This window comes from Pectobacterium betavasculorum, from assembly GCF_000749845.1.
Taxonomy (GTDB): Bacteria; Pseudomonadota; Gammaproteobacteria; order Enterobacterales; family Enterobacteriaceae; genus Pectobacterium; species Pectobacterium betavasculorum.
Map to the genome: position 1 here is coordinate 73,919 of NZ_JQHM01000013.1, position 10,223 is coordinate 84,141.

At 53.4% G+C, this 10,223-nt stretch carries 7 protein-coding genes; 2 read left to right on the top strand and 5 right to left on the bottom strand.

The features are described 5' to 3' along the window. Positions 1-33 precede the first annotated feature (33 nt). From tadA to murQ, 3 genes are all read right to left on the bottom strand, one after another. On the bottom strand, positions 34-540 hold the full coding sequence (tadA, locus tag KP22_RS17760) for a tRNA adenosine(34) deaminase TadA (protein WP_072012607.1): 507 nt from the start codon (positions 538-540) through the stop codon (positions 34-36). A gap of 67 nt (positions 541-607) precedes the next feature. After that, positions 608-1,246 carry a phosphatidylglycerophosphatase C gene (gene yfhb / locus KP22_RS17765; RefSeq protein WP_039306068.1) on the bottom strand — a complete coding sequence of 213 codons (639 nt, stop codon included), beginning with the start codon at positions 1,244-1,246 and terminating at the stop codon, positions 608-610. 47 nt (positions 1,247-1,293) lie between these two features. After that, positions 1,294-2,220 (bottom strand): N-acetylmuramic acid 6-phosphate etherase, encoded by a 927-nt coding sequence (gene murQ / locus KP22_RS17770; RefSeq protein WP_039325497.1) that lies wholly within the window; start codon positions 2,218-2,220, stop codon positions 1,294-1,296. Positions 2,221-2,377: 157 nt separating this feature from the next. Here murQ and lapG point away from each other — a divergent pair, with 157 nt between their 5' ends. Next, the gene (gene lapG, locus KP22_RS17775) at positions 2,378-3,067 is read left to right on the top strand and encodes a cysteine protease LapG (protein WP_039325500.1); all 690 of its coding nucleotides are present in this window, start codon (positions 2,378-2,380) and stop codon (positions 3,065-3,067) included. A 9-nt stretch (positions 3,068-3,076) separates the two neighbouring features. Continuing rightward, positions 3,077-5,029 carry a cyclic di-GMP receptor LapD gene (gene lapD / locus KP22_RS17780; protein ID WP_039325502.1) on the top strand — a complete coding sequence of 651 codons (1,953 nt, stop codon included), beginning with the start codon at positions 3,077-3,079 and terminating at the stop codon, positions 5,027-5,029. Positions 5,030-5,188: 159 nt separating this feature from the next. Here the strand turns inward: lapD and KP22_RS17785 are convergent, their stop codons facing one another. Both KP22_RS17785 and KP22_RS17790 read right to left on the bottom strand, forming a co-directional pair. Further along, positions 5,189-5,533 (bottom strand): tryptophan synthase subunit beta, encoded by a 345-nt coding sequence (locus tag KP22_RS17785; RefSeq protein ID WP_039306057.1) that lies wholly within the window; start codon positions 5,531-5,533, stop codon positions 5,189-5,191. 65 nt (positions 5,534-5,598) lie between these two features. Then, a partial coding sequence (locus KP22_RS17790) for an Ig-like domain-containing protein (RefSeq protein ID WP_039325508.1) occupies positions 5,599-10,223 on the bottom strand: 4,625 nt, incomplete at its 5' end.

Here is a 10,223-nt window from a genome sequence, read left to right on the forward strand (position 1 = left end):
GTGTATCTCGGCTCTTCAACGATCGGCATTACGCTATTCCTGCGCAGCGTTTTTCTCTACCGCTCGACGGGCTTTATGCTGCTCACGGCGCAGGCGGAAGAACGCGCTGAGTGTCGCAGAGCATTCATCAGCCAGAACCCCCGATTCAATCACGATTTGATGATTCATGCCGGGATGGCGCAGAATGTCCACCAGCGACCCCGCAGCCCCCGTTTTCTCATCTGACGCACCGTAAACCAGCCGACCGATACGGCTGTGTATCATCGCCCCCGCACACATGATGCACGGTTCCAACGTGACATACAGCGTCGTCTCTAGCAGGCGGTAGTTCTGCAACACCTGTCCTCCCTGCCGCAGCGCCATAATCTCAGCGTGCGCGGTAGGATCGTGATGTCCAATCGGCCGGTTCCACCCTTCGCCAATCGCTTCGTTATCCAGCACCAGCACTGCGCCAACCGGTACTTCGCCTTCATCCTGAGCACGCTGAGCCAGCGTCAATGCATAGCGCATCCAGTATTCATCATTACTCACGCTACTCACATTTCCTCACTCAACAATTCCTATTTTGGCGGCGCATTATACCGATATGGATGACGTATTGAAGGCGTTACTCCAACTGTTGCAGACTGCCTTCAGATGTCACCCGCCAGCGGTGTTCACAAAAATAGAGCAGCGGGTTGTCCTGCTTGCTGTCACTGTAACCACTGTAGAGTTTGAGCGGTGCGCCGAGACGCTGCTCCATCTGTGCCACTTTTTCATGTCCGAGACAGCGCAGCGTTAATACCCAGCCGCCGTAGCGGCGTGTAATCTGGCTACCCATCAGGCGAACGCCGGGCAGAAAAGGCGAATCATGATAGACCTGCTCCACCAGCCGCTGCGGCGATCCCGTCACCAGCCAGACCTGTGCATCACTGTCTTCAAGATAGGTTTTCAGCCGCTGCTGAACCTGCGGAAATGGAATGACATCATGACGAAACGCGCCGACAAACTGCTTTTCCAATTGAACCAGTTCGTCTTCATCACGCCCAAACGTAATCGCCCACAGCAGCCAGCTCATCGGCCACCGAGCCGCGCGACCGCGAATCAGTAGCCCCAGCCCGATAAGAGGTAATAGCGGGATAACCAGAACGAGATTTAACGGCAGCCGACGAAGCAAGAAACGCAAAAAGCTGCCAAACATGTCCTGCTGATGCAACGTGCCATCCAGATCAAAAAAAACAATGCGTTGCTCTCGCTTATCACTCAAAACATTTCTCCCGATTTACCTCAAGATAGAACGACACCAAAATATTCTTATCCGCCAATTAACGCCTCACGCAAATAGCCGTTGTGTTTTTTCAGGCGTTCACGCGCGGTTTCCACATCAATATTAGCCAGAAGCATCAGAATCGCAGGCTTAACGTCGTTATCCGACTGCGCCAGCGCCTGCCGAGCCTTGTCCAGTTCAGCCCCCGTCGCTTCCACCACGATGCGACAAGCACGATCAAGCAGCTTCACGTTGGTTGCCCTCACATCAACCATCAAATTCTGGTACACCTTGCCCAGCTTAACCATTACGCCAGTAGAAATCATATTCAGGACTAATTTTTGCGCCGTACCCGACTTCAGCCGCGTCGAACCCGTTAATGCTTCTGGGCCAACAACGGGAGAAATCGCCACTTGTGCTTCCTGTGCAATAGGCGAATGCGGATTGCAGGAGATTGCCGCCGTCCGGCAGCCAACGTCACGCGCATAGCGCAATGCGCCAATCACATACGGCGTCCGGCCTGATGCCGCAAGACCGATCACCATATCGACAGCCGTTAAACTCAGCGCTTCCAAATCCGCTGCACCGAGCGCGGGATCATCTTCCGCCCCTTCTACCGCTTTGAGTAATGCTCCCGGTCCACCAGCAATCAGGCCGATAACCAATCCGTGTGGCACGCCAAACGTCGGCGGACACTCTGAAGCATCCAGTACGCCCAAACGGCCGCTGGTCCCCGCGCCCAGATAGATGAGCCGCCCCCCCTCCTGCAACGATACCGTTGCCAGATCGACAGCCTCAGCAATCGCCGGTAAAACCTGTGCAATGGCTTCGGGGACTTTCCGGTCTTCCTGGTTAAATACGCGCATCATCTCCAGAGTAGAGAACTGATCCAGCATCATCGTTGCCGGATTCCGCGTTTCGGAAACCAGCTTCCCTAAATTAAGGTTCTCTCTATTCACTACGCCTGAACTCATTCCGATACCTCATGCTTTATGTCAGCGTTCTTTCAATGTTTTTCACACGCCTATGACAAACCAACCACTATACTGCTTTTGAGACCTATGAAAGTACGCTATTCTGCATCGAATTCACTCACCACATTCATCTCGCAAGGTAAGCAGAGAAACCTCAGTGCGACTCTCCGGGCTCAGCCTCTCCAGTTACAAGCTCTTCTTTATTAGTTGTCTGCTGTTTCTGCTGGCGGGTTACCTGCATGCGGACTGGGATTTTATTACCATCAATCAGCGAACCGAGCAGCTTTATGGCCCGGCAACGCCCGATGCTCGCCGCCGGATAGATGAATGGCAGGCGCTGTTGGTGAATTCGCGTAATAAAGATGAAAAGGCTCTGCTGAGTAGCGTGAACCAATTTTTCAATGACCGAATGCGGTTTCGCGATGATATCGTCGTCTGGAATCAGGAAGATTACTGGGCAACCCCGATTGAGGCGCTGCGTAAAGGCGCTGGATATTGCGAAGATTATGCGCTTGCCAAGTATTTTACCCTGCGTCATTTAGGCGTCTCTGCTGACAAATTGCGTATCACCTATGTTAAAGCCTTGCGCCTGAATAAAGCGCATATGGTGGTTACCTATTATCCCGCACCAACGTCGATTCCGCTGGTGCTGGATAATCTGACCGACAAGATCCAACCTGCGACAGAGCGCAACGATTTAGTTCCGGTGTACGCCTTTAACGGCGGCGGTCTCTGGCTGCCGGGAGCCAGTGGCAGCAACAAACGCGTCGGTGACAGTAAACGACTTTCACGCTGGCAGGATGTATTAACCAAAATGCGTGCCGAAGGGTTTTCAATTGAGGAGTAAGGGTAGGCTATGTCTCTATACAAACAACTACTGATAGCCATCTGCCTGTTTGTGCTAATTATTTTCAGCGGGAGTTTTTTCGTCAGCCTGGAAAATTCGCGTGAACAGTACAATAACCAGCTTCACTCTCACGCGCAGGATGCCGCGACCGCACTCGGGCTTTCCCTGACGCCGAATATTGATGACCCGGCGATGGTGGAGCTGATGGTCAGCTCAATTTTCGACAGCGGGTATTTTTCCAGTATTCGCGTGCGAGATTTAAAAACCGGTAACGTCACTCTGGAACGCACCGCGTCGCCCGATATCCCTGACGTACCGCGCTGGTTTGTGCGGCTAGTAAATCTCCAGCCCGGCGCTGGCGAAGCCATTGTGATGCGCGGCTGGGAACAGGCAGCCAAAGTCGAAGTGGTCAGCCATCCAATGTTCGCAGTAACCCGACTGTGGCGCAGCAGTACAGCGACCTTCCTGTGGCTGCTGGGTTGCGGCACGCTGGGCGTACTCATCGGCGCATTGTTCCTGCGCCGCCAGCTACGCCCGCTTGACTATATCGTCGATCAGTCGCTGGCGATTACCCGCCGTGAATTTCTTAGCCAGCCGGACTTACCCAATACGCCCGAATTCCGCCGCGTCGCTCAGGCGATGAACCTGATGGTTAGCAAGCTCAAAACGCTGTTTGAAGAAGAGGCGGAACGGAGCGAGCGCTTACGCCAGGAAGCCTATCAGGATCCCCAAACCGGATTGAATAACCGCCGCGCGTTTGACATGCAGTTCAACGACAAGTTAGCCGATGAAGAAACCGCTCCTGGCTTTCTTATTATGATTCGCGTGCAGGATCTGGCAGGTATGAATCAGCGACTGGGTGGCCAACGTACCGATGCACTGTTAGCCTCCGTCGGACATATCCTGCGCCAAACGCAAAAACAACATACCAACGCAGAAAGTCTTTTGGCACGTATCCGCGGAGGGGAATTTGCGCTGTTCTGTCCGGGCTTAGTCGATAAAGAAGCTTATGCGCTAATTGGTGAGCTAACGCGCAACATCGAAACCTTGCATCTGACAGGCGAAACCGACGTCTCCCCTGTCGCCCAATTCGGCATGGTCCCTTTCCGCCCCGGCGACACCGCGCAGTCCCTGTTTATTCAGGGCGATCAGGCGCTCACGCAAGCCGAAAGCGACACCGACACGAGTGCCCCTTACGAGATTCCGTCCGCCAGTACCGAACAGGTCGAAACCGATCGCCACATGTGGTTTAACCTGCTCGATCCTATCCTTGAGCAGGAGCGTTTACAGCTTTTCCTGCAACCCGTCGTCACATGTGACGACCCCAGCCAGGTACTGCATCACAAGGTGCTGGCTCGTATTCAGGATGAGCAAGGGAATAGCATCGCCGCAGGCCGTTTCCTGCCGTGGATTCAACGCTTTGGCTGGGACACCCGCCTGGATCAGACCATGCTGCGCGAAGTATTGGATTATCTCCGCCAGCACGACGGCAACCTCGCATTAAGTGTGTCTGGCACCACAGCTCTGAATCTTCATTTGCTCGCCGATCTGTTAGCCCCATTGAAGCATCAGCCAGAGGTCGCCAGACGACTGATTCTGGAACTGGATGAGAATCAACTGCCAGACAGCATCCAACTAGAAGCCTTAATCAAGCTGTTGAATGAACATGGTTGTGCGCTGGGGCTACAGCATTTTGGGGGGCGCTTTAATATGATTGGCAATCTATCCCAGTGGGGACTGGCTTACCTGAAAGTGGATGGTAGCTACATCCGCAATATCGACCAGGAAAGCGATAAGCAAATGTTTATCGAAGCGCTGTATCGCGCCACCAACAGTATTGCCCTGCCACTGATTGCTGAACGAGTTGAAACCGCGGGTGAACTGAAAGTGCTTCAGGAAATGGGATTACAGGGTGCAATGGGACGGTTATTGGGTGAACCTATACCAGCGGTCAGAACCTGACACGTCCATTTTAACTCACTGCGTTTCGGCTTCTCTCTGCTATAGATGAGAAGCTGGGACGTATTGAGAGGTAGAAAACATGGTGAGCTTCGGGAACAATTGAACGGGACGTTAAGACAGCATTTTTTCAAAGCATCATTTCTTCAAAACATGCTCTATTCAGAACATCGTTTCTTCATCGTCGCCAATCAGCTTGTTCAGTCCGCCATTCAGCGCTTCACGCGCCTGCGCACGGCTGATCAATTTAAGCTGCGCTGCCTGAGGGAAATCGGTAATGCTGACGACGCCTTTCTGAATCAAAACCTGAATTAAGTCCTCCAGCACGCGCACCATTTCCAGATCGCTTTGTCGCAGTTGCTGCAAGCTGGACATCGCTGCCTGATGGCTGCGGCACCAGGCCTGTGCCTCGCGCGAGTCATCAGGCAATTCGCCATTCATTTCAGGAAAAGGACTCTTTTCTACCTTCATCAGATGGCCATCACTGTCGCGCTGGATATAGAACATTTTCGGAGCCCCTTTAATTTTTTGATAAAGAAAGGAGCCAAATAGGCTCCATTTCTCCTTCCCTATCAGCTAGAGGGTTCAGGTTTGCTAACCAGACTCTCCAACGACGGCAATGCACCGTTATAATGTTCCAACGTAATCGACACTGCAACCGTTCCGCCTTTATCCGCCGTAAAGTTCCCTTCGGTGCTAACTTCAATCGTCGGCGAGCCATGATTATCAGTGATACGAATATAGCGGCTGATATCGGTTCCTTCCTCCAGTTCACCAACCAGATCGCTTAAATCAATCCGGTCGCCCTCTTTGGCATTAAAGTCTTTGATCACATCGTTGCCGATATCGCCAGCCTGCCACCTAAAGGTATCCGCGCCAGCCCCGCCGATAAGCGTATCGCCTCCAGAGCCACCGATCAGGGTGTCGTCTCCGGCACCGCCGTAGAGCAGGTCATTACCTTCTCCACCAATCAGCGTATCATTTCCACCTTGGCCGAAAAGAATATCATTCCCGGCCCCACCGTTGAGTATGTCATTACCATCCTTCGCCGACGACAGATCGAACTCCGCGCTGTGCGTGGCAATATACCCATGCATCTCTTTCGCTGTTGGTACACCGGTTTGCATACCTAACTGCTTGCCGATGTAGTTCTGCAAGGCGGTGATACCATTGCCGTCGATATTAGGAAACGACACCACATCGCCGAACAGAATGTCATTCCCTAACCCGCCATTTAGCTGATCATTACCTGCATATATCGACTCGCCGCTGCCCAGAATCGCTTTATTCAGGTTAGCAGGGTCAATATGATCCTGAACGACGCCGTCAGTGTCATAGCGCTTCAGCGTATCGCCATTTAAATCAGCGCCAATACCGATCGCTTCAATCGCCGACTGCTTTTTCAGCATGTCAAAAGCCTGAGTCGCATTGGCATTACTATCATCGCGGTTACCTGAGTTATCGACCCAGTACGTCCTACCCCAGAAGTCGCGCGCCCAATAGCCATTATTTCCGGCCCCGCCCAGAGAGGATATTTCATAGGTTCCATCCCCTTGCGCCCGTACTTGTCCGATAACTGTTCGCGTGACGCCATTCCATCCATTCGATTCATATTGATAGACGTTACCTTTGCTATCAATGACTTCACGGACTGCACCGCGTACATCCATAGAGTAAGACTGCCCCGGTTTGTAGGCAATATTGTCAATATTCAGCGACTGCCACCAGTCGCTCACGCGCACTTCATTGGCTTCGTTGGTCTGGTAGTAAGTGGGCTCACCGTCGGTGATGAAATATGTCAGGTTATTACCCACATTCTTTTTCACCACATCACTTTGGAACCAGTTTGCCGTCGTCTTGAATACATCTTCATAGTTGGTTCCACCGCCTGCGGAAGATCCCCCCACCATTGAATTCAATACGGCGGTCAGCTTGTTAAGTGCATTGGTGTCGTTCAGATTTACCGATACGGTTTTGCCAACCTGCGTATCAAAGTCAGCCAGAAACACGTTCACCGTGCCAGAATTCGCGCCGCCAGCACTGTTGATCAGACTTTTGAATACGTTACTCAACGACGTGCGCGCATTGTCGATGTCCGTTGATGACATGCTACCTGATGAGTCGACCATAAATGCAATGTTGTAGTTCTGCCCTTCAATGATTTGCAAACCGGATACATCCGCAACCATCACATCGTGGCTATGTGTACCGGACATGTTGTCATCGCCTATCGTACCGACGCTCATTCCATACTGTTCAACGCCTCCGGCAGAGTATCCGGTCGCCGTATCGTGGTTGGCGATTTCTGTCGATGTCGCCTGCGCGACCACGTTGAATTTACCTGCATCGACCGGCACGTCGAGCGTAATCTTTCCAGCCAGCGTCTGAGCATTGTTGGCGTTCTTGATAATGTACGATCCATCATCGCCAACGGTATACTTCACATTGTTAATGTGGTCAGTCAGCACCGTTCCTTTCGGAATCCCTGTGAGCGTAACCCCTGACAGGGTTTCACTACCGTCACGATCGGTGAGAGCAGCCGAGATATCAAGCGTATGCGTCTGCGTTCCTGCCTGACCGGGCACTTTTTCCACCGTCGCACTGTTGGTGCCCGGTGTGTATGTCGTGCCGTCGCTATAGATCACACCTTCAATATTGTTGCTAACCTGCGTCGTAAATGAGCCGGACTTACCGCTGCTATCGGTATAGTTAACCTTCAGCCCATCCAACGTATTCACCGACGAATCCTGATTATTGTTGGTGCTGTAGGTCGCGTTATAGGTATAACCCGTCTCTTTTATAACGAACACATAATCAGAATGCGCGCTGCTGCCGTTATTCGTCCGGTTACCGTTGAACGAATCCAGATCGCGGTGATCCTTACGATCGGCCGCCCAGTCGCTCTGCCGATAAAAATAGCCGCTGGTGGAGTGCACAACGAAAATATCGCTGTGGCTACCGTCACCGCTAGTGTTGCCCTGACTGTAATACGCCACCTTACCGGTACCTACTACGGTAGGCACCGGATCCCCCTCGGTCAGCCAGACGCGAACCCCGTTCCCCACAGCGACGATTTTCCCATTTTGTACGTCGAAGCCACCGTTGGCGCTACCACCATTCACCTTAATAATTTCTGAAGAGGTCGGCGTCGTGGCACCGCTGGTGATGCTCAGACTCACAACAGGTGCATCGGCTACTGGCGTAATGCCAATATGCAGCGCGGCTTTATCGCCCGCATTCCCTGCGCTATCGACAGGTCGGTAAGCAATGTCGCCCAGCGATGCGCCAGAGACATTAGCCGCAGGCGTAAAGCGTAGATCGGTGTTGCCAGCCGTAAAGGTTTGACCCGCGGTGACCGCTTTCCAACTCCCGCTATCGTTAAAATAGAGCGTGCCAGCGGCAGCTGGCGGCAGAGACGAAATCACGATGCTTGTGGTATCGCTCGATACGCCCAGATCGCTCCAGCCAATGTGCAGCGGCGTGTCTTCCGTACCAGACACCGTGTTGTTGTGTGCGGCTGGCGGCGTAATATCCATGATAGCCTGACTGTTATCATGCGCCTGATTGCCTGCCGCATCGGTTGCCGTCGCCCCTGCGGTAATTTTGCCTTCCGCTAACGTACTCAGATCGACATTCGTCTGCCACTTTCCGTTCGTCACAGGCACGTCATGCAGCGTAACCGACTTACCATTCACATCGGTAAAGACCAGATCGACCTTCTTCTCGTTGCTGGTGCCGCTGACCAGGGTGTTTTTCGACTCACTCTGGCTGACATAACCATCGTTACCCGCGAAATTCGTAATATCAATTTCTGGTGCAGTGGTATCCACCGCATATACATGATGGGTGTTCGCCGTAGTGATATTGCCCGCCGTGTCGCGGGTGGTGACCGTCGCAGAGACATCGCTGTTCGCCGCCAGCACCGCGCCCGGCACATTCACGCTCCAGGTTTTGCCATCGGTATTCACCGTAGTCTGGTAGGTCTCGGTGCCAACGGTAACGGTAATCGCATCACCGTCTTTCACGTCATTATCGACCTGACCGGTGACCGCAATCGTCTGACCCGATTCGCTGGCGTTAATCACGTTATCGGACGTGACATCGTCGATGGTAATCGACGCCACTGGCGCATCGGTATCGACGCCATAAGCATGAGTAGAGTTTGCAGTGGTGACATTGCCTGCGGTATCACGGGTGGTGACGGTGGCACTCACATCACCATTGGCCGCTAATACAGAGCCCGGCACATTGACGCTCCAGGTCTTGCCATCGGCATTGACCGTAGTCTGGTAGGTCTCGCTGCCGACGGTGACCGTCACCGCATCACCGGCTTTGACGTCGTTATCAACCTGACCGGTGACCGCAATCGTCTGACCCGATTCGCTGGCGTTAATCACATTATCCGAGGTGACGTTATCGATAGTAATCAACGCGATTGGCGCAACCGTATCGACGCTGTACGCATGGCTGGTATTCGCTGTAGTGACATTGCCTGCCGTATCACGGGTGGTGACCGTCGCACTGATATCGCCATTAGCAGCCAGCACCGCGCCCGGAACATTCACGCTCCAGGTCTTGCCATCGGCATTCACGGTCGTTTGATAAGTTTCCGTGCCGACGGTAACGGTAATCGCATCACCCGCTTTCACATCGTTATCCACGTTACCGGTGACCGCAATCGTCTGACCCGACTCGCTGGCATTAATCACGTTATCGCTGGTGACATCGTCGATGCTAATCGATGCTACTGGCGCAACCGTATCGACGCTGTACGCATGGCTGGTATTCGCTGTAGTCACGTTGCCTGCGGTATCGCGGGTGGTGACCGTGGCACTCACATCACCATTAGCAGCCAGCACCGAACCCGGCACATTCACGCTCCAGGTTTTGCCATCGGCATTCACGGTCGTTTGATAAGTTTCCGTGCCGACGGTAACTGTCACCGTATCACCCGCTTTCACGTCGTTATCGACCTGACCGGTGACGGCAATGGTCTGGCCGGATTCGGCTGCGTTAACCACGTTATCGCTGGTCACATCGTCGATAGTAATCGACGCGGTCGGTGCGACGGTATCCACGCCGTAAGCGTGACTGGTATTCGCCGTCGTCACATTACCTGCGGTATCACGCGTGGTGACCGTCGCGGAGACATCGCCATTGGCGGCCAGCACCGCGCCCGGCACATTCACGCTCCAGG